We start from the raw sequence: 21,009 nt of genomic DNA on the forward strand, positions 1-21,009 counted from the left end.
TCAAAATTTGCCATATTGAGAACGCATATGTCAGTGGATGCGATGGAGATCGACTGCTCGGGTCGTCGCCGACGCGTCCGCGCCGCCCAGCGACATCCGGCGCACCGCGCCGTCCAGCCCGACCGCGACCAGGCCGCCCTCGACCGGGCGCAGCGCCGACACGGCGGGCAGGTCCCAGTGCCGCCGCTCCCGGCCGTCGGCGAGGTCCAGCAGCCGGATCCCGTCCTCGTCGGCGAGGCACACCGCCGAGCCGTCCGCGAGGACGTCCAGGGCCCGGGGACCCCGGCCGGCGGCGGCCCTCGCCGTCCATCTCGCCCTGCCGTCCCCGGCGTCCAGGGCGGTCACCGTCCCCTCGACGGTGGCCAGCACCACCACCCCCGCCCGCCCGGCCATCGGCACGTGCACCGTGCCGCCCGCCGACGCGCTCCACAGCCGGCGGCCCGAGTCCCGGTGCAGCGCCTCGACCCGTCCGTCCGCGCCCGCGACCACCACGGCGTCGCCGAGCGCCGTCGGACCGGCCGGACAGACGGCACCGAGCTCCACCTCCCACAGCCCCTCCCCGTCGCCCGTCCGCAGGGCGCGCACCGAGCCGCGGTCGGTGCAGCAGACCACCGCCGTGCCGGTCGGCAGGATCCGTCCCGTCACCGCCCCCACGTCCTCCACCGCCCAACGCCGGTTCCAGGTCCCGGCGTCCACCGCCCGCAGCCCCCTACCCGCCGCGACGACGAGCCGGCCGGAGCCTCCGTCCCCCGCCCAGCCCACCGCGTGCACCGGCGCCGGGAACCGGTGCCGCGTGTGCGCGAGGCCGTCCGCCCCGGGCCGGACGTGATGGACCGTTCCGTCGGCGGTGCCCACGGCCACCGCGTCGTCCGCCGCCACCATCCCGCCCCGCACCGGCGCCCCGAGGTCCAGACATCGCAGTGGCTTCCCGCTCCGGTAGTCCATCGCGTAGAGGAACCCGGACGCCGTGACGGTCAGGAGCACGTTCCCGCACAGCCGGGGGGGAACACGGATCCAGTCGTGGAACGGCCACACCCACTGCTCGCCGACAGCGGCCGGCGGCACTTCCGGCGGATCGTGGCGCGGCCGGCCGCGGCGCCGCTCCCGCCCCGGCGCCTCCTCCCGCTCCAGGCGGTCGGCCCGCGGCCCGAGGAGGGCGCGCAGCGCGTCCCGGTGCCGCTCGAACACACGCAGCGCGGACGCCGGATAGGGAACCGGGACGGGCTCCGCCCCCCGGGTCAGGACGGCCCGCACCTCGTCCATCGACGGGCGCTCGGTGTCCGTGAACCGCAGGCAGGCGGTGATGAGTTCGAGGAGCGGACCCTCCGGCACACCGCTGATGTCCGGTGGTTCGGTGAGCGCCCGCAGCCGGATGTCGAACTGGTTGCGGCCGCTGTAGGGCGGGTGCCCGGTGGCGGCGAACAGCAGGGTCGCGGCGAACGCGAACACGTCGGCGGGCCCCTGCGCCCGGCCCAGCCCGCTCGCCTGCTCGGGCGCGGCGTACTGGAAGCTGCCCATGGCGTCCGCGGTGACGGTCAGACTGGGGTCGGCGGCCAGGCGCACCAGGCTGAAGTCGATGATCCAGGGCCGGGCCCGGGTGACCAGGACGTTGCTGGGCTTCATGTCCCGGTGGTAGAGCCCGGAGCCGTGCAGTTCGGCCAGGGTGCCCGCCAGGTGGTGGCCGAGGGCGAGCACGGTGTCCTGCGGCAGCGGACCGGCCTCGTCGACCAGCCGTTGCAGCGAGGGGCCCGGCACATAGCGCGTGGCCAGCCAGGGCCTGCCGGCCGCCGGGTCGGCGTCCAGGAGCTCGGGAATGCCCTCGCCGCCCGCCCGGTCCACCGCCTCGATCTCGCTGCGGAACCGCGGCCGCAACCGCTCCGACTCGGCGACGTCGGCCCGGATGAGCTTGATCGCCGCGAACCGGCCCGAGGGCGGCTCCTCCTGCCCGAGGAACACCTCGCCGAAGCCGCCCGCGCCGATGCGGCACAGCAGCCCGAAGCGTCCGAGCCGCCGGGGGTCGTCACTGCGCAGCGGATCCATCGATCAGTCCTTGGGGTACGAGTCGAGGGGCCGCGCCCGCGGCGGGGCGCCGGCGGCGCCGGGGAACGACGCGGGGTCGGTCCGCTCGGCCAGCGACCGCAGCAGGCCGAGGGTGCCGAGCTCCCCGTGCAGCAGCCGAAGCCTGGCCAGATGGGCTCGGGCCGGGGCGGATACGGGGGTCGGCGCTTCGCCCTCGGACACCGGGAGCCGCGTCGGCGAGGACCCCCGCGTGTAGCAGATCCACGGATCGGCCGCCGTGGCGTCCGGGGCCCAGGTCGAGGCGGTCAGCGCGGCCCGGTAGCCGAAGGGCAGCAGGGCGGCGATCGCGTCGATCGTGCCGATCCGCACCAGGGCGAACCGGTCGCCCGGGGCGGACAGGGCCAGCGGCGACTCCAGCGCCGCCGCCGCGGTGGCGGCCACCCAGTGGAAGCCGAGCTCGTCCACCGTCCGCGCGGTCCGCTCCAGGTGGTCGGACTGCGCCTCGAGCAGCACCGGGGCCACGTCCTCCCTCGCCTCGGACGGCAGTTGCACGGGCCGCACCGCGTTCCACAGCGAGACCAGCCCCACGCGCTGCCGGGCCACCTCCGCGTACGGCACCAGGAAGCAGCGCGTGGTGGCGGAGCGCCGTCCGCTGGAGTCCCAGGTCGCCTGCACGGGGCTGTTCCAGTCCGTCACGGAGACGCTCACCCACCGGCCGCCCCCGGCCGCCGGCCGGGCGTCGCACGCCCCGAACGAGATCCACGGCAGGGTCTCGCCGGGCCGTCCCGCGGTGGACCACGGCGGCGGGGTCCCGAACAGCGTGTCGCGGACGACGTGTTCGAACCAGGACACCGCCGAGGGGCCGTCACTGCACACCAGGACGCGGTAGTCGCTGCTGTCCGCCTGGGGCTTCGACAGCACGGCCCACCGCGCTCGCAGGGTGAGGGAAGGTTTCACGTCAGATGCCTCCCGACGCCCGGCCGAGAGCGATCAGCGGCTCCAGCACGTTCAGCGGCCGGGCCGGACCCCGCAGCGCCCTCAGACCGTTCTCGTCGTACGTCTGGTTCGAGCAGTCGTCCAGGTTCAGGAAACCCTCGCGGGTGCGGTGGAAGCCGATCGCCGACACCGCGTACCAGCGCACCCGCTGCTCCAGGAAGTGCGCCGCCACCAGGTGCCGTGCCCCGGCCACCTCCACCGAACGCCGGCTCAGCCAGGCCACGTAGTCCCGGGCGTCGTCGGCGGGCACGCACGGGTCGCCCTGCTCGGTCTGGCCGACCCAGTTGCCGCGCCGCGCCTCCTGGAACACGGCCGGGTCGTCGAACTTCGTGACGCAGAAGGCGACATGGTGCGGCAGGCGCCCGTCGACCAGCCGTCCGCCCTCGTGGAACTCCTGCGTCAGCCGCTGGAGATGGGGGATCAGCAGCTCGGCCTGACCGCCGTGGTTCAGCGGGTCGAGCAGGATCACCAGGTGCCCGGCGCGTCCCAGATGCGCGTCGAGGACCGGATTACGGCCGTAGTTCTCCCGATTGAACTCGCCGCCCCCGACATCGCAGAAGTCCAGCGCGAAGTCGACCCGTTCGGCGCGCCGCCGCCCGCCCACCTCGGCCCGGAAGACGTACGAGAACGCCGTCGGGCCCATCGTCGCCTCGGGGAAACGGCGCACCACCGTCAGGGCGTTGGTCTGCTGCACCAGGAAGTTCTCGGCCTGCTCGCTCTCGGCGACGATGTTCCAGCGGCCCAGTCCCTCCGGGGCCGTCGTGGCGGCGAGCGAGGCCGCGGCCAGGAAGGTGGTCTTGCCGCTGTTCGCCGCGCCGAGGACGGCGATCGTCCGCCGCGGCTGCCGTGCGGCGGCCCGGTGCGGTGCGTCCTCCGACGTGGCCGGGTCCGCCGGGATCGGCGGCGGGAACACGACCGGGGGGAGAAGGTCCCCGGGCGTGGGAAGGGGCTCGACGGAGCGCGCGGAGACGAGCACCCTGTCGTCGCCGCGGATGCCGCGGGTCCGGTCCCCCTCGGGCGCGCCCGTGTCGGGCGGTTCGGTTCGGGGCGTGCCTGGTCTGCCGGTCACGGGGGAGTCGGGGGTGCCTGTCGCGTCGGGCGTGCCCCTGTCGGGCGGTTCGGTGCCGGTCACGGGGGTCTCGCGGGTGACGGTGCCGAGTGTGGTGCCGTGGGTGGCGGACTCCCCCGTGTCCGGGGGGCCGGGCGCGTCGGTGGTCTCGGTGAAACCGGCGACGGCCGCCTCGATCCGGCGCACCGCCTCGCCGTAGGCGGGCCCGAGCCCCCTCAGGATCCGGGCCGCGACCTCCGCGAACGGGCGCGTCTCCGGGTCGATCTGCTGGACGAGCCCGGCGTCGCGCGGCGAGGCCAGCAGCGCGGGAAAGGCGAGCGCGGCCCGGCCCATCGTCGAGGACACGTACGCGGAGACGGTCTGGAACGTCCGTACCGCCTCGACGCGGTCCATGCCTTCCAGGAGCGTCTGCCGGACGTCCCCGACGAACTCGTACGCCGGCGCCCCGTCGTGCCCCCCGCCGCCCGGCGCGGGCCGGGGACGCAGCAGGCCGCTGAAGAGGACCTCGGCCAGCGGCGCCGGGTCGTAGGGCTCCCGGCGCCACCGGCTGGTGGCCATATGGGTGAGCCACATGGTGGACAGGTTCAGCGGCACCGCCGCCAGACTGCGCAGCAGCCGCCGGGCCCTCGGAGTGGCGGTGGCGTCGAAGTCGTCGAGCAACTCGTCCTCGCCAAGGGTGAGTTCCTCCGCGATGTCCGGGGCGGGTACGGGGGCGACCGTCCCGTTCGCCGGCCCGGGAGCCACCACCCAGGCCAGCGCGGACACGGCGCGGGCGCGCGGCCCGGTCACGAACGAGGCCCACCGGCTCAGGGACTCCGGCTCCAGCGGCACCACCGGCACCGCGTGCGGGTGTCCGCCGCCCGACGGACGGCCCGCGGGCCACAGGTCCCGCAGCGACCAGCCGGCCGGGCTGAAGCGCCGGGCCTCCGGCGCCGACCACCCGCTCCCCGCGCCCTCCGCCCGCGGGGGGAAGGAGACCGGCAGCGGGGCGACACCCGTGCGGTCCCACAGATGGCGGGGGAGGAGATGGACGATCACCACCGGCCCGTACGACGCCAGCAGATGGACCTGCGCGGCCAGCCGCCCGTCGTGCCAGCCCCGGCCGACGCCGTCGGTGACGAAGGCGATCACGCGTCTGCCGCCGGGCGCGAGCAGGGTGCGCAGACCGGCGCGGCCGCCCCCGGCGGAGGTCGGCGTGGTCAGGGCGGTGTCGGAGTCCAGCCGGCGCACGGTGACCGACCGGAAGGCGCCGAAGCGGGCGGCGGCCCGGCTCATCTCCCGCATCAGCGGCGACCACAACTCCATGGAGGGCGTGGTGTCGCACACGAGCGCGAGGTCGTAGTACGGCTCCTCGGCGGGCTTGACCATGGGCACGACCATGCCCGTCGCCGCCGCCCACTCGGCGGTCCGCTCCTCGTCCACCACCGTCCGCACCGGCGAGGGGCCGGTGCGCCGCAGCGGGCGCAGCGCGCCGCCCAGCTCGGAACGGCGCGGCAGCCACTGGGCGGGGAGGGGCGCCACGACGTGACCGGCGACCCCGCCCATCTCGGTGATCGCGGGTTCGGCGTTCCGCGCCCACACCCCGAGGTCCGGGCCCGGGGCCCCGGGCGCCCGGACGGTGTCCTCGGCGGCCCGGCCTCCCTGCCCGCCCGCGCCGTCGCGCCCCGGATCCGCCCGGCCGTCCCCCGCGTCGCCCGCGGCCGGCTCCGACCGGGGCAGCCGTGCGGCCAGCCAGGCGACGTCGAGGACCTCCTCCATGCCGATCCCGGGGTCGCAGTCCAGCAGCACCCTCGCGAACTCGGGGCCCACCGCGTCACGCCCCGGACAGCGGGTGGAACACCGCGTTCGCGATGGTCTCCAGGTCGTCCGGCCCCAAGCGGGCCGTGAGCCGCAGGCGTACGGCGTTGATCAGCTGGTCGGGCGACAGCTGGCGGCCGTCGGTCGTCAGCCGGTCGTAGCACTTCAGGACGTCCTCGACCTGGGACAGGTCCCGCATCTGGGGCACATGGGCCCGCAGGATCTCGTGCAGGCGGTCCCCCTCGGGGCGCTTGAGCACCAGGAACAGACAGCGGCGGCGGAAGGCCGGCGAGAACTCCCGGTCACCGTTGCTGGTGAGGATGACGACGGGGAACTGGGCGCACTGCACCCGCCCGTTGTGCACGGGAGCCGGTTCGTCGCCGTCCCAGCCGAGCACCCGCACCGGGGACTCGGGGATCCGGCGCAGCTCGGGGATCTCGTAGCCCCCCGTCTCGAAGACGTGCAGCAGGTCGTTGGGCAGGTCCACGTCGCTCTTGTCGATCTCGTCGATCAGGAGGACCCGGGGCCGGCGCCGGGGCAGCAGGGCGTCTCCCAGCGCCCCGAGCCTGATGTACTGCCCGATGTTCTCGTGCTCGCCCCTGACCTTGACCCCCTTGCGGTTCGGGGCCGAGCCGTTGCGCAGGTTCATGTCGTGCAGGCGGCCCAGCACGTCGTAGTCGTAGAGCCCCTCGCGCAGGGTCGAGCGGCTGGTGATGCCCCATCGCAGCACCGGGCCCAGACCGAGTTCCCGGGCCACGGAGGAGGCCAGGGTGGTCTTTCCGGTGCCGGGCGGTCCCGTCACCAGCAGAGGGCGGCGCAACTGGATGGCGGCGTTCACCAGGTCGTGCACCTCGCTGTCGCCGCGGTAGGAGACCGCGACCCGGTCGTCCCAGGGCTTCTCGCCCGCGGCCGCGGGCGGCGGCACGGGCAGGCGGATGTCGTCCGGGTCCTGCTTCCGCAGGCGCACCTCGTCGGCGGGGTCGACCAGTGAGGACAGGCCGAAGGAACGCCAGGGCGGGGGCTCGGGAAGGGCGGGCGGCCCGGACTCCGGGTCCCGGGGAGAGCCCCAATGCCCGCGGTAGACCCACCAGTCGGGGGCCTTCGAGGCGTCGCTCGGGACTTCCGTCATCGCTGTTCCCTTCTGCTCGCCGGACCGCTGCCCGGTCACGGCATGGCCACCGGGGTCCGCACCAAAGGAGAACGACGTGGATCGTCGAAGAGCACGACCATGTCGCGGAACACCTCGGCCTCGTCGCCGCCCTTGCAGCGCAGACCGAAGACGATCTCGGGCACGTCGCGCAGCGGACGGCCCTCCAGCTGGCGGAGCAGGCTCTCGCGCACCAGCGCGCCGTCGCAGAGCGCGCCGCCGTCCCCGCCGCGCACACAGCCGCCGGAGGCGGACCGGTCGGGCCAGATGGCCAGGACGGCGCCGTTGTTGAGGGCCGTGCCGACGATGTCGGAGGACGCGCTGTCGCGCAGGGGACGGGAGAGCACGATCCCGGCGCACACGTCCTGCGCCTCCGGGGCGGTGAAGACGTACTCCATGGCCCCGCCGCGGTCCGCGGACGGCGCTCCTTCGGGCGCGCACGGCACGGTGCAGTCCAGCCACTTCAGCCGTGCCGCGGGGACGGAGTCCAGCATCGCGCCCAGGCGGGCCCAGTTGAGCGTCTGCGGGCCCCGGCGGTGCCGCCAGCGGTCGCGCAGCACCACCGGGGCCTTGTCCCCGAGCCGCGGCGCCTTCCCGCTGGGCACGGTGAAACTGGGGATCGTGTCGAAACGATGGCCGAAGAGGTCCCGGTCGACGATGAACTCCACCCAGGCGTTCTGCAGTTCGGAGCGGACCTTGGCGTGGGCCCGGTCGTAGATCTCCTCGACGAGGGTGGCGAACTCGTCCTTGCGCCAGGTCCGTTGCGGTACGGCGATGCGGCGGGGCCTGGGCCCGGTGTAGAACCACGCCTGGGCGCGGTAGCCCGGGTCCCGGGGGTCCTCCGGTGAACCGGCGGCGCCGCCGTGGGTGATCTCGTCCTGCCGCTCCAGGTCGATGACCAGGTGGGCCGGCGGCCGGGGCGGCGGCAGGTCCGGGTGCTCCCGGGGCAGTGGCGCCAGCCTCTTGTCGGCGGCCACGGAGCCGTACCAGGCGTGGATGCCGTCCCGCAGCCGCTCGACCCGGGCCAGGACGGCGCAGAACCCGGTGATGCCGTGACCGCCGTCCGCCTGGTGCGGCAGCCGCGTCAGATGCACCGCGAACTCCGCGAGGGTCAGATCGTCGTCCTGTACACGGGGGCCCAGGGTGTGCGCCCAGTCCCACACCTCGCCCTCCTCCTGGGCGGTCAGGCGGGCCTCGTCGATCAGGGCGCGCAGGCGCTGCGCCTGGCGGGGAGTCACCGCCATGCCGGGCCGGAAGTCCCTGTCCACGAGCGGCACGCCCCGCTGGGAGAACCAGTAGTGCGTGGGTATCTGGCCGTAGTCGGGATCTTCCTGCTCGTAGGCCGCCCGGAACCGTGCGGCCAGGTCGACGGCGGTCCGCTCCATGAGGGTGAGGTCGAGCCGGGTGACGCGAGGCAGCGTCCCCAGGGCGTCGAGCAGCCGGCGGGTGAAGATGCCGCCCTGTTCGTCGAAGAGGGCCTGCTCGCCGTGGCGGGCGCCGTAGAGCACGAGGCCGTTCCAGTCCGGGTGCGGCAGAACGCCCTTGGCGACTTCCAGCTTCGGGCCGCCGGCGTCGGGGCCGGCTCCCGGGTCGCCCTCCCGGCAGGCGTCGACCACGAAGAGCAGCCGTCTGGGTCCGCCGGGGCCGGCCATGCGGGCCTCCAGGTCCTCCAGCTCGACGTACCCCTTGTGGGACAGGTACAGGCGGTGGCGGTAGTTCTCCCGGCCGATCGCACCGTGGCCCAGCCAGTACAGGACGAAGGCGTCCTCCTCCCCGAGCTCGTCCAGGGGGCTCTGCCGCAGGAAGAGGTCGGACAGGGAGGCGAGTTCGGCCCGCCGCACGGACACGCCGGCGGTGCGCAACTCGTCGGGCAGCCGGGGGGCGTTGGTCAGGACGGTGACGGAAAGGGGCTCGTCGACGTGCCGTGACAGCCAGGCGACGAAGCGGGCACCGGCGGCCGCGGAACCGGGCAGTTCGCGCAGCGACGAGCCCTCGTACGTCTCCGGACACACCACGAGGGCGTGTATCGCCACCTCAGCGCTCCTCGACGGCCGCGCGGACCGCCTCGTAGACGTGTGGGGTGGTCCAGTAGGCGCCGTGCGCCCGGGGGAAGGGCTCCCGGGTGTCGACCTCGACGTCCGTGACCCGGCCGGGGAAGGCGTCCCCCGCCGTGAAGGCCAGCAGGTCCTCCGGGTCGACCACGTTGACCCACCGGGCCCGGAAGTGCTCCGGCAGGGGCGCGCCGAGGCGGTGGGTGGCCAGCGCGTCGAGGCCGTACAGGTACGGCACCTGGCTGCCGACGGTCACCAGGAGCCGTACGCCGGGCAGGTCGTGGGCCACCAGGCTCTCGAAGCAGGCCACTCCGCCGAGGCTGTGCCCCAGCAGGACGACGGGCCCGTCGGCCTCGCGGACCCGTTCGGCCAGGAGGGTCCGCAGCGGCTTCCCGCGGGCCTGGTAGAGCAGGATGTCGCCGAGGGCGGGCGTCGCCCCGGTGAGCAGCCGGTCGCGATGGCGCCGGACGACCGGACGTGCCATGTGCTGCGCGGTCGACCAGGCCACCGCGCGGGCCTTGTCGCCGAGGCCCAGGGGCGCGGCGCCCAGGCACTTCTCCAGCACGTGCCACAGCGCGTCGCGTTCCGCGGCGGAGACGACCACGGTGGCGCCGTCCTGTTCGCGGACCCGGATGTGCACGGCCGTCAGACAACGGGCGACGAGGTCGTGGGATTTCCTGGCGGCGAGAAAAGGGAGGGCCGCGGTGAATTCCGCGTTCCGCAGCAGTTCCTCCGCCGCTTCACGGAGTTGGTCGCGCGATTCGCCGGGCGGGACGGACGCCTGGACCACGGGGTCGTCGGAGGCGTTGCGGACGCGCGACACGAGCCGGTCCAGAACGCGCGGTGCGCCGGCGGACGCGTCGCCGGGCTCCGCAGACACCGCCAGCCGGATCTCGAACAGCGGGTCGTCGTAGAGCCGGGCCCACACGGCCCGTTCGGCGTCCGACCAGGTCACCCGTAAGCCGCCCGCGGGTGCCGGGTCGTCCCCGCCGTCCTCGTCCGCGGACCGGCCCGCCGGGGTGACGCCCAGCGCGTCCCCCCAGGAGCAGGTCTCCACCGTGACGTCCGGCAGGGCGCGCCGGAAACCGCCCTCGATACGGTCGAGCGCTTCCTTTTCCCGTCTCGACCGGACGCCCGTCCCGTGAACGAACAGAATTGTCGTCACTTTCCCCCCAACCCCCGTGTCACGGCAAGGATCACCGTGACGGAGGTCAAACGGTAGCGGCTCGCGGTAGTCCATGAACCGCGCTCCGCACATTCAGCCGCGATATCAAAGGAACGGGCATTTCGTAAACATACTCGAATTCGAATCGATCAAAAATGGTCGCGCCCTGTCCCGTGACGCGTTCAGCGGTCCGTCCCGCGGCCCGTCAGAGGGGGGACGGTCCGTCGGGGGAGGGGCCCGCTGCGGACCCCGGAGCGGGCGGTCCGCCGAGCGACCGGCCGGCGACCGACGCCAGCCGGTCCGCGAAGACCTCGCGCGCGTCCGGCGCGAGCTCGCGCAGCGCCACCATCGCCGTGATCACGACGTCGCACAGCTCCGAGCGGACGTCGTCCCAACTGTGGCTGACGCCCTTGCGCGGGTTCTGGCCCGTCGCGCCGATCACCGCCTGGGCGACCTCGCCGACCTCCTCCGACAGTTTGAGGATCCGCAGCAGCAGCCCCTCCCGGCCGCCGTGCGCCCGCCCGGCGTCCAGCCAGGCGTGCAGCAGGTCGATCGTCGGCCAGGGGTCCCCACCGTCGGCGGTGTGCCCGGCAGGGGTGTCGTTCGGGGCGTGATCGGTCATGGGGTGAGCCTTTCCGGCGGGCGCCGGGCCGACTCCTACTCGTCGAACAGGGCTTCCTGCTTGCCCTCCCGGGCCCTGCGCACCCGGTTGTTCCGCAGGCCCACGACGACCGCGGTGACCGCCGCCGTCGTGCCCAGCGCGATCGGCACCATCCAGCCCCGGTTCACCGCGTGGCCCATCAGATGGTCCACGGACAGCCGCCCCGGACCCGTCACCGCGAGGCCCGCCGCCGCCAGCCCGAGCGAGGCCGTGTACTCGTAGCCCCCGCTCTGCGCGAAGAAGCCGTTCGGTACGTGCACCGCCGCCGCGCCCGCCATCGCGCCGGCCGCCGCGGCGCCGGCCGCGGGGGTGGCCAGGCCCAGCGCCAGCAGGGTGCCGCCGCCCGCCTCCGCCAGACCGGCGGCGGTGGCGCTGGCCCTGCCGGGCGCGTACCCCATCGCCTCCATGGCCTGTCCGGTGCCCTCGATGCCGCCGCCGCCGAACCAGCCGAACAGCTTCTGCGCTCCGTGCGCGGCCAGGACACCGCCGGTGCTCAGACGGAGCAGCAGCAGTCCCAGATCACGCCGGTCGATACAGGTCACGGTGACTCCCAGTCCAGTCGGCGGCAGCGGATTCCTCCCGGGTCTCCACCGTCGCACCGATCGAACGGGTCCGGCGGGCACGCGCAGCCGTTCGGGTGGCGGGCGCGCGGGGCCGGTGTGAGGGTGACTCGCATGACCATTCAGGTAACGCGACTCAGCGACCCGGCCGTCCGCGCCTTCGTCGCCGCGGTGAACACCCACGACCGGTCCGCCTTCGACGCGCTCCTCGCGCCCGGCGCCACCATGGCCGACGACGGCTCCGACCGGGACCTCGCCGACTGGACCGACCGGGAGATCTTCTCCTCGCGCGGCCACATGGACGTCGACAGCGAGTCCGCGGGCGGGCGCACCCTGCTCGTGCGGTACCGCAACGACACCTGGGGCGAGATGAAGACCCGGTGGAGCTTCACCGTCGACGACGGCGGCAGGATCAGCCGCTTCGAGACCGGCCAGGCCTGAAGGCCGCCGGTTCCCGGGGTCTTGCCTTCGAGCGGGCTCCAACTCCTAGTGTCCCCAGGCATGGAGACCACCGGGAACAGGACCCTGGGCGACAGCGGGATCGAGGTGAGCGCCCTCGGCTTCGGCTGCTGGGCCATCGGCGGCGAGTGGGCGGCGGCCGACGGGCAGCCGCTGGGCTGGGGCGCGGTCGACGACGAGGAGTCCGTACGGGCCGTGCGGCGCGCCCTCGACCTCGGCGTGACGTTCTTCGACACGGCGGACGCCTACGGCGCCGGACACAGCGAGCGGGTGCTCGCGCGGGCCCTCGGCAAGCGGCGGGCCGACGTGGTCGTCGCCACCAAATGGGGCAACACCGTCGACGAGGAGCGGCGGCTGCTCACCGGCAGCGACGACTCCCCGGCGTACGCCCGCCGCGCCCTCACCGCCTCGCTGCGACGGCTGGACACCGACTGGATCGACCTCTACCAGCTGCACCTGTCCGACGCCGACCCGCGGCGTGCGGCCGAACTCCGCGACACCTGCGAGGAGTTCGTACGGGAAGGGCTGATCCGGGCGTACGCGTGGAGTACGGACGACCCCGCGCGGGCCGAGGTCTTCGCGGCGGGCGAGCACTGCGCGGCCGTCCAGCACCGGCTCAACGTCCTCCAGGACGCGCCCGAACTCCTCGCCCTGTGCGAGCGGTTCGGCCTCGCGAGCGTCAACCGCAGCCCGCTGGCGATGGGGTTGCTCACCGGCCGGCGCCCGGCGGGGCGCGCCCTCGCGGCGGGCGACATCCGCAGCGCCCCGCCCTCCTGGCTGGAGGGATTCACCGAGGGCGGCGGCGCGGACCCCGAGTGGCTCGCGCGGGTGGACGCCCTCAAGGAGATCCTGACCAGCGGCGGGCGCACCCTCGCGCAGGGCGCCCTCGCCTGGCTGTGGGCCCGCAGCCCGCGCACCGTGCCGATCCCGGGCTTCCGTTCCGTCGCCCAGGCCGAGGAGAACGCGGGCGCGATCGCCAAGGGGCCGCTCACCGCCGCGCAGTCGGCCGAGGTCGACGGCGTGCTGGGACGGTGAGCGGCCCGGGAGGCGCGTGGCCCGGCAGGCGTGGCCCGGGAGGCACGCGGCGGCGGCGCGGTGGAACGTTCGGCGGGACCGCTCGGCGGGGCGTTCGGCGGGACGGTCCGGTGCGGGAGGCCGGGTGCCGGGCCCGCCGGGGGCTCAGTAGCCCTGGGCCGCGCCGTAGTGCTCCTGCGTGAACTGCTCGGGCGCGTAACCCTGTTGCGCGTACTGCCCCTGTCCGGGCAGCGGAGCGGGGGCGGCCCGGCGGGCGCCCGCCTGCTCGGTCAGGGTGATCTGCCCGGCCTTGATGGTCGCCAGACGCGGGGCGCGGCGGGCGATGGACGAGTCGTGGGTGACCATGACGAACGTCAGCCCGTACTCGTGCCACAACCCTTCGAGCAGGCCCATGATGTCGTCGCGGGTGCCTTCGTCGAGGTTGCCGGTCGGCTCGTCGGCGAGCAGCACCTTCGGCTTCTTGACCAGGGCGCGGGCGATCGCGACGCGCTGCTGCTGGCCGCCGGACAGCTCGGTCGGCACGTGGGTGAGCCGCTCGCCGAGACCCACCGAGCGCAGCGCCTCGGCGGCCCGCTCGCGCCGCTCGGCGGGCTTGACCCCGAGGGGGACCAGCGCGGTCTCGACGTTCTCCTGCGCGGTCAGCGTCGGGATGAGGTTGAACGACTGGAAGATGATGCCGATCTTCTCGGCGCGCAGCCGGGTCAGCTTGGCCTCGCTGATGGCGGCGAGGTCCACGCCGTCCAGCTCGACGCCGCCGGAGGTCGGTCGGTCGAGACCGCCGATCATCTGCAGCAGGGTCGACTTGCCGCCGCCGGTGGGGCCCTGGATGACGAGTTGGTCGCCGTCCTCGATCGTGAGGTCGATGCCGCGCAGCGCCTCGACCGTCTCCTTGCCCCGCGTGTAGCGCTTGGTGACGCCGGTGAGCTTGTACATGAGGTTTCTCCGAGGATGAAGGGGGTGGGGGCGCCGCGGCCCGGGGGGAGTGGTCGCGGCGCCCCCGCTCAGGGGGTGGCCCGGGGAGGGCCTAGGAGACGCTGCGGAGCGCGTCCGCCGGGCGCATCCGGGAGGCACGCCAGCCGCCCATCGCGCCAGCGATCAGACCGCCGGTGATGGCCAGGCCCGCGGCGAGCGCGATGGTGGTCACCGAGACCGGCGCGGTGAGGGCGATGTCGACGGTGTTCTTGGCCGCCGAGGCCGCCTGGCCGGGACCGCCGCCGCCGGGGCCGCCCATGCCGCCTCCGCCGGTGGAGCCGAGCTCCGCCGTCAGTTTCGGGCTGATCGCGGTGACGGTGTAGGCCGCGGCCAGTCCGAGGGCGATGCCGAGGGCGCCGCCGAGCAGACCGTTGACGATCGACTCGCCGACGACCTGCCGGGTGACCTTGCGGGACGGCCAGCCGAGCGCCTTCAGGGTGCCGAACTCGCGCACCCGGCGGGAGACCGCCGAGGAGGTGAGCAGGGCCGCGACCAGGAACGCGGCGATCAGGACCGCGACGGACAGCCACTTGCCGACGCTGGTGGCGAGGTTCGAGGCGGTGGACAGCGAACCGGAGACGGTGTCGGCGAGGTCCGCGGAGGTGGTGACGGTCGTCCCGGAGATGTTCTTCTGGATGGTGGCCTTGACCGTGGCGATCTGCTTCGAGTCGGTCGCCTTGACGTAGATCGTGGTGACCTTGTTCTTGGCGTCACCGAGCTTCTGGGCCTGCTTGAGCGGCAGATAGACGTCGGTGGTCGAGTCGCTGCTGTCGGGCGTCGCGATGCCGATGACCGTGTACTTCGTACCGGAGATCTTGAGGGTCTTGCCGACCTTGTACTTGTTCGTCTTGGCGTACGACTTGCTGAGCACCGCGACCTTCGCGGAGGTCTGCGAGGCCGTGAACGTCTTGCCGGTGGTGATCTTCGAGGTGGCCAGCGGACCGAGGTCCTGGTGGGTCACGTCGACGCCGGCGACCGAGTAGGAGTTCACGTCGAAGGACGCGCCGCCGCCCTGGACCTGGGGAGCGCCGGTCCCGCCGCCCTGCCCGCCGGGGCCGCCCTGGCCGGAGTTCGACGTCGAGGACTTCGCCTTGCCCTGGGTGAAGGAGCCGTCGACCTTGACGACGTTCAGGCTCAGCGCGCCCACCGCGCTCGCCACGCCCTTCTGCGCGGCGACCTCGGTGACGAGCGAGGACTTCAGCGACTGTCCGCCCTGCGTCATGACCCGGTCCGAGCTCTGGGTCTTGCCGCTGTCGGACTTGGCGTCGAAGTCGAACTTCGGGCGGCTGGAGGAACCGCTCTTCGGCGCGGTCTGGGCCTTGGTGACGGTCATGTCCGTGCCGAGCCCGTACAGCGACTTCAGGACCTTGCCCTGGGCCTGCTGCATGCCGGCCGACACCGAGTTGACGGTAATCACCAGCGCGATACCGAGCGCCAGACCGAGGGCGATCACCAGCGCAGCCTTCTTGCGCCGGCTCAGTTCACGCTTGAGATAGATGCCAAACATCCCGTTCCTCAAAGGTTCTTGGCGCCCCGGTGGGCGCGGCCAAAAACTATGGAGAAACCTTTGAGCCGGGCTGAGTAAGAGATGTGTGAGGGCTGAGAATCCGGACCCCGGAATCAATATTGGGTCAGACAGCCCATTCTCAGCCTTTCGAGGGCCCTTTGCCAGGAAACCCCTGTTGAGTGACCGCGCGACCCGACGAGCGGGCCCGGCGCAAGGGCATTTCCGGCGGATCCCCGGCCGTCGCCGGCGGGCGTGCCCGCTTCCGCGCGCCCTGTTTTGCCCCCGCTTTGGGATCGGCGTTCCTTCTCTTTGTCACCCCGCTGTCAGGCGTGCCGGACGGACTTTGTACGGTCCCGGGATGCGTGATTCTTCCGGGCTCTCCCGCCGTGCCGCTCTGGGCCTCGCCGCCGCCCTGCCCCTCGCCGCCGCGACGGCCACGACCGCCGACGCCACGTCGACGATCGGAGGGGAGAGACTGGCCCGCGCCGGGATCCAGGTGAGCGGAGCGTCGGGGCTGCCCAAGCACCTCACGGCCCGGTCCTGGCTGGTCGCGGATCTCACCAGCGGCGAGGTGCTCGCCTCCTACAACGCGCATCTGCGGCTGCCGCCCGCCTCCACGCTGAAGATGCTGTTCGCGGACGCCGTGCTGAAGAAGTTCGAGCGCACCGAGACCTACAAGGTGGTCGACGCCGACCTCGCCGACGTCCCCGCGGGCTCCAGCCTCGTCGGCGTCAAGCCGGGCATCACCTACACCGTCCACCAGCTGTGGCAGGGCGTCTTCCTGCGCTCCGGCAACGACGCGGTGCACGTGCTGAGCCACATGAACGGCGGGTTGCCTGCCACCGTCGCCGAGATGCAGGCGCTCGCGAAGGACCTCCAGGCCCTGGACACCCATGTGGTCAGCCCCGACGGCTTCGACCACAAGGGCCAGCTCTCCTCCGCCTACGACCTGACCCTCTTCGCCCGGCACGGTCTCGCGGACGCCGACTTCCGCGGCTACTGCTCGACGAAGACGGCGGACTTCCCGGCCGGCGGCAAGAAGACCTTCCAGATCCAGAACACCGACCGTCTGCTGACCGGCGCCTGGGGCGTGAAGCCGTACGAGGGTCTGATCGGGGTCAAGAACGGCTACACCAGCCACGCGGGCAACACCTTCACCGGCGCCGCGACCCGCGACGGACGGACCCTGCTCGTCACCGTGATGCACCCCAAGAGCGGCGGCAGCGGCGTCTACGAGGAGACGGCCCAGCTGCTCGACTGGGGATTCGGCAAGGGCGCGCAGGCCCAGCCGGTCGGCACGCTGGTCGGTCCGCTCAGCGAGCAGGGCGCGAGCAAGGCCCCCACCAGCGCGGCGAAGGCCGCCGCCGGAGCGCCGGCCTCGGCCGGAGCGGCGAAGTCGGACGGCGCGCCGTGGGGACTGGTCGGCGGGGCGGGAGCGGCGGTGGCGCTCCTCGCGGGCGGCGCGCTCGCGCTGCGCCGCAGGCGCCGGGCCGCCGGTGAGGCGTCCGAACCGGTGGATGCGGTGGAAGAGGGGGCGGCGGAGCCGTCCGAGGCGAAGGGGCGTCGCCGGCGCCGATGACGGGACAGCCGCACCGCGGCCCGGTGCACACCTCGCGGTCGCGCGCGAGGTCCGCCCCCACCCGGGCCGCGGAGCGGCTGTCACCTCCCCCATCGGTGTGGACCGTGGCCGTGCCGAAGCGGTGGCCGGAGCGAAGTCGGGTGCTCCGCCTGTGAAGCTCTGGAGGGGGAGTTCCCGAGCATAAGCGCACCAACGGCTTATATGGTCCGGAGATTCAGCTTCCGTATGTGAGGGTTGAGGCGTTGACCGTTCCGTGGTGAACCGCCGGAGCCCGGGGTCCGTGGAAGTCGGCCGCCCCGACGCGGGGCACGGCGGTGGCCGGGACGGTCGCGAACCGGGCGTTCGCCTTCAGAGGCGGCCCGGCCAGGGGCCCGGTCGCTACGCCGTCGTCTCGCCCGGGTAGCGGACGCCGATGCGCTCGCGGATGGTGTCGAGCGTCCGCATGACGGCGAGGGTGCCGTCGAGCGGGACGAGCGGGGACTCGGTCTCGCCGGCACGCAGGGCCCGCATCACCTCGGCCGCCTCGTGCCGCAGGCTGGTGCGGGGGCCGGAGGCGGGGTCGGCGCGGAAGGTCTCCGGCTCGCGTCCGTCGCGGTGCAGGACGAAGTACTCCGGGAAGAAGAAGCCGTCCGGTACGTCGATACGGCCCGCGGAGCCGGTGACGGAGGCGGCGACGGGCGTGCCGCCGTTGATGGAGCAGTGCACCGAAGCCAGAGCGCCGCTCTCGAAGGAGAGCACCGCACCCGTCTGGAGATCGACGCCCTCGTCGGAGAGCACCGCTCTCGCCACGATGTCGGAGGGCTCCCCGAGCAGCAGCTGCGCGAACGACACCGGGTAGACACCGAGATCGAGCAGGGCGCCGCCGCCCTGCGCCGGGTCCCGCAGCCGGTGCGAGGGCGGGAACGGCCCCGCGAGACCGAAGTCGGCCTGCACCGTGCGCACTTCACCGATGACCCCGTCGTCCACCAGCGCCTTCAGCCGCCCGACCAGCGGATTGCAGTACATCCACATGGCCTCCATCAGGAAGCGGCCGCGGTCACGGGCCAGCGCGACCAGTTCCCCGGCCTCCCGCGCGTTCAGCGTGAACGCCTTCTCGCACAGCACATGACGCCCCGCCTCCAGACACATCCCGGCGGCCACCCGGTGCGCCGCGTGCGGTGTCGCGACGTACACGACGTCGACGTCCTCGTCCGCGGCCAGCGACGCCCAGTCCCCGTACGCCCGGGGGATGCCGAAGCGCTCCGCGAACGCCGTCGCCGAGGACTGCGACCGCGAGGCCACCGCCACCACCTCGGCGTCCGGCATGTCCACCAGGTCCGCGGTGAACGCCGCGGCGATCCCGCCGGTCGCCAGAATCCCCCACCGCACGCGTTCACGCTCGCCCGTCATGCCCGCCCCTCGATCCGTGACTCCGAACCCGCTGTTCGAACTGAGAGCATAGGGGCCGGATCTTTCGGAGAGGGGGGCACATGCCCGAGCGTGGCCGCACCGCGCGGGACCAGGAGGACCCGCGCGGGCACATACCGGAGGCAACCACCACGGGCACGGCACCGGCGGTCGTCGAGGCGTCCGCCGGCGCCGTACCCGCGGGCGGGGCACGGTCCGCCGCGGCGCGGGCGGGCGATGGCCCCGGCGCGCGCGGCCGCACCGGGCTGCTCGTCACGTTCGTGCTGGGCGGCCTCACCGCCACGCCCCCGCTCGCGATGGACATGTACCTCCCCTCGCTGCCCGAGGTCACCGGCTCGCTGCACGCCCCCGCGGCCACGGTGCAGCTCACGCTCACCGCGTGCCTCCTGGGCATGGCGCTCGGCCAGCTCGTCGTCGGACCCATGAGCGACCGGTGGGGCCGGCGCCGCCCGCTGCTCGCCGGTCTCGCGGTCTACGTCGTCGCCACCGCCCTGTGCGCCCTCGCGCCCGGCATCGGCCTCCTCGTCGCCTTCCGCCTCGTCCAGGGCCTGGCCGGCGCGGCCGGGATCGTGATCGCCCGCGCCGTCGTCCGCGACCTGTACGACGGCGTGGCGATGGCCCGCTTCTTCTCCACCCTCATGCTGATCTCCGGCGTCGCCCCCGTCGTCGCCCCGCTCGTCGGCGGGCAGATCCTGCGCTTCACCGACTGGCGGGGCGTGTTCGTCGTCCTCACCGCCGTCGGCCTCGCGCTCACCGCCCTCGTCTGGACGAAGCTGCCCGAGACCCTCGCGCCCGAGGACCGGCACGCCGGCGGTGTCGGCGAGGCCCTGCGCGCCATGCGCCGGCTGCTCGCCGACCGCGCCTTCACCGGGTACACGCTCGCGGGCGGCTTCACCTTCGCGGCCCTCTTCGCCTACATCGCGGCCTCCCCGTTCGTGATCCAGGACCTTTACGGCGCCTCCCCGCAGACCTTCAGCCTCCTCTTCGGCGCCAACTCCGTCGGCCTCGTGATCGCCGGGCAGGTCAACGGCAAGCTGCTCGCCGGCCGGGTCGCCCTGGAGAAGGTCCTCGCCACCGGCCTCGCCCTGGTCACCCTCGCCGCGGCCGCGCTGCTGCTCATGTCCACCGGCGCCCTCGGCCAGGTCGGGCTCGCCCCGGTCGCCGTCGCGCTGTTCGTGCTGATGTCCGCCATGGGCCTCGCCCTGCCCAACACCCAGGCGCTCGCCCTGACCCGGGTGCGGCACACGGCCGGCTCCGCCTCCGCGCTGCTCGGCACCACCTCCTTCCTCATAGGGGCGGTCGCCTCGCCGCTCGTCGGCGTCGCCGGGGAGCACACCGCCGTCCCGATGGCCCTTGTCCAGCTGGTGGCCGCACTGGTGGCCGTCGCCTGCTTCGTGGGACTGTGCCGTCCCCGGCGTACGGGACGCACTGCGAACGGAAAAGGGGCGGAGAGCTGAGCGCGCCAAGACTGCGGACCGGTACGCCGGAACGGGCCGGACTCGACCCCGGTGAACTGCGGCGGCTGGTCCACGAGGTCCGTGCCCTCACCCGGGGGGACGACCCGTGGGCCGCGGGCGTCGTGGTGGTCGCGGGACGGGGTCCCGTCGTCGCCGTGGCGGACGCGGCGGGCTGGGCCGTGCGCTACGCGGCCCACGACGAGGACAAGGACATCGGTGTCGAACTGCCCGCCCGGGCACGCGTGCCGATGACCGTGAACACGCCCTTCGACCTGGCCTCCCTCACCAAGCTGTTCACCGCGGTCGCGGCGGTGCAGCAGTTGGAGCGCGGCACGCTGGGCATCGACGCGCGTGTCGGCGCGTACCTGCCGGAGTTCCGGGCGGCCCGCGAACACGGCGTCACCGTACGGCAGCTGCTCACCCACACCTCCGGGCTGCGCCCCGAGCTGCCGCTGTACGACTGCCCGGACGACACGGCCCGGCTGGCCCTGCTGCGGGCCGAGGCCCCCTCGTCGCCGCCGGGCGAGTACCGCTACTCCGACGTCAACCTGCTCCTGCTCCAGTACGTGCTGGAGCGCATCACCGGCCGGGGGCTCGACGTCCTCGTGCGGGACGGCATCACCCGCCCGCTCGGGATGAACGCCACCGGCTTCGGGCCCTGCCCCGGCGCCGCGGCCACGGAGGACCAGCGGCGCCCCTGGGCCAAGGCGGACCGGGGCATGCTGCGGGGTGTCGTGCACGACGAGAACGCCTGGGCGCTCGGCGGGGTGGCCGGTCACGCCGGCCTGTTCTCCACCGCGGGCGACCTGGCCGTCTTCTGCCGCACCCTGCTCGCGGGCGGCTCCTACGGCCCGGCCCGCATCCTCGGCCCCGACTTCGTCGAGCTCCTGCTCACCCCGCCCGGCCTCGGGTTCGCCCTCGACCAGCCCTGGTTCATGGGCACCCTCGCGGGCCACGGCGCGGCCGGCCACACCGGGTTCACCGGCACCTCCCTGGTGCTGGACCCGGCGACGGACACGTTCCTCGTCCTGCTCGCCAACACGGTCCACCCCCGGCGCCGCCCGGCGGACAACGCGCCCCGGGCGGCGGCGGCCACACGGCTGCGCCGGGCGGTGCGCGGCACCTGAG

16 protein-coding genes are annotated in these 21,009 nt (G+C 73.9%); 5 read left to right on the forward strand and 11 right to left on the reverse strand.

All coding sequences use genetic code 11. The features are described 5' to 3' along the window. Positions 1-30 precede the first annotated feature (30 nt). From IO36_RS28220 to IO36_RS28255, 8 genes are all read right to left on the reverse strand, one after another. Positions 31-2,040: a protein kinase domain-containing protein gene (locus IO36_RS28220; RefSeq protein WP_037623872.1), complete on the reverse strand. Its 2,010-nt coding sequence runs from the start codon at positions 2,038-2,040 to the stop codon at positions 31-33. 3 nt (positions 2,041-2,043) lie between these two features. Then, on the reverse strand, positions 2,044-2,976 hold the full coding sequence (locus IO36_RS28225) for a hypothetical protein (protein WP_037623873.1): 933 nt from the start codon (positions 2,974-2,976) through the stop codon (positions 2,044-2,046). Between the two features lies 1 nt (position 2,977). Next, complete coding sequence (locus IO36_RS28230) at positions 2,978-5,893, reverse strand: SAV_2336 N-terminal domain-related protein (protein WP_037623874.1); 2,916 nt, start codon at positions 5,891-5,893, stop codon at positions 2,978-2,980. Between the two features lie 4 nt (positions 5,894-5,897). Then, on the reverse strand, positions 5,898-7,010 hold the full coding sequence (locus tag IO36_RS28235; RefSeq protein ID WP_037623876.1) for an AAA family ATPase: 1,113 nt from the start codon (positions 7,008-7,010) through the stop codon (positions 5,898-5,900). A gap of 35 nt (positions 7,011-7,045) precedes the next feature. Next, a complete protein-coding gene (locus IO36_RS28240; RefSeq protein ID WP_037623877.1) occupies positions 7,046-9,061 on the reverse strand; it encodes a caspase family protein in 2,016 nt (671 codons plus the stop codon). Between the two features lies 1 nt (position 9,062). Further along, complete coding sequence (locus IO36_RS28245; protein ID WP_051901013.1) at positions 9,063-10,244, reverse strand: hypothetical protein; 1,182 nt, start codon at positions 10,242-10,244, stop codon at positions 9,063-9,065. 205 nt (positions 10,245-10,449) lie between these two features. Further along, complete coding sequence (locus IO36_RS28250) at positions 10,450-10,866, reverse strand: MazG-like family protein (RefSeq protein WP_051901014.1); 417 nt, start codon at positions 10,864-10,866, stop codon at positions 10,450-10,452. Between the two features lie 35 nt (positions 10,867-10,901). Further along, positions 10,902-11,447: a DoxX family protein gene (locus IO36_RS28255; protein WP_037623878.1), complete on the reverse strand. Its 546-nt coding sequence runs from the start codon at positions 11,445-11,447 to the stop codon at positions 10,902-10,904. Positions 11,448-11,579: 132 nt separating this feature from the next. Between IO36_RS28255 and IO36_RS28260 the strand changes: the two genes are divergently transcribed. Beyond that, positions 11,580-11,906: a hypothetical protein gene (locus IO36_RS28260; protein ID WP_037623879.1), complete on the forward strand. Its 327-nt coding sequence runs from the start codon at positions 11,580-11,582 to the stop codon at positions 11,904-11,906. A 60-nt stretch (positions 11,907-11,966) separates the two neighbouring features. Continuing rightward, entirely contained in the window at positions 11,967-12,959 is a 993-nt protein-coding gene (locus tag IO36_RS28265; protein ID WP_037623880.1) for an aldo/keto reductase, read from the forward strand. A gap of 144 nt (positions 12,960-13,103) precedes the next feature. Here the strand turns inward: IO36_RS28265 and IO36_RS28270 are convergent, their stop codons facing one another. Continuing rightward, positions 13,104-13,892, reverse strand: coding sequence for an ABC transporter ATP-binding protein (locus tag IO36_RS28270; protein WP_051901015.1), 789 nt, complete (start codon positions 13,890-13,892; stop codon positions 13,104-13,106). 91 nt (positions 13,893-13,983) lie between these two features. Continuing rightward, positions 13,984-15,438: an ABC transporter permease gene (locus IO36_RS28275; RefSeq protein ID WP_037623881.1), complete on the reverse strand. Its 1,455-nt coding sequence runs from the start codon at positions 15,436-15,438 to the stop codon at positions 13,984-13,986. Between the two features lie 358 nt (positions 15,439-15,796). Between IO36_RS28275 and IO36_RS28280 the strand changes: the two genes are divergently transcribed. After that, on the forward strand, positions 15,797-17,017 hold the full coding sequence (locus tag IO36_RS28280; RefSeq protein WP_051901016.1) for a D-alanyl-D-alanine carboxypeptidase family protein: 1,221 nt from the start codon (positions 15,797-15,799) through the stop codon (positions 17,015-17,017). 378 nt (positions 17,018-17,395) lie between these two features. Here the strand turns inward: IO36_RS28280 and IO36_RS28285 are convergent, their stop codons facing one another. Then, the gene (locus IO36_RS28285; protein WP_037623882.1) at positions 17,396-18,406 is read right to left on the reverse strand and encodes a Gfo/Idh/MocA family protein; all 1,011 of its coding nucleotides are present in this window, start codon (positions 18,404-18,406) and stop codon (positions 17,396-17,398) included. A gap of 80 nt (positions 18,407-18,486) precedes the next feature. Between IO36_RS28285 and IO36_RS28290 the strand changes: the two genes are divergently transcribed. Both IO36_RS28290 and IO36_RS28295 read left to right on the forward strand, forming a co-directional pair. Beyond that, positions 18,487-19,881, forward strand: a complete 1,395-nt coding sequence (locus IO36_RS28290; RefSeq protein ID WP_037623883.1) for a multidrug effflux MFS transporter — start codon at positions 18,487-18,489, stop codon at positions 19,879-19,881. Further along, a complete protein-coding gene (locus tag IO36_RS28295) occupies positions 19,827-21,008 on the forward strand; it encodes a serine hydrolase domain-containing protein (RefSeq protein ID WP_037623885.1) in 1,182 nt (393 codons plus the stop codon). Before IO36_RS28290 ends, IO36_RS28295 begins: the two co-directional genes overlap by 55 nt. Position 21,009 lies beyond the last annotated feature (1 nt).

Source organism: Streptomyces aureus (genome assembly GCF_000725495.1).
In the GTDB taxonomy this organism is placed as follows: Bacteria; Actinomycetota; Actinomycetes; order Streptomycetales; family Streptomycetaceae; genus Streptomyces; species Streptomyces aureus_B.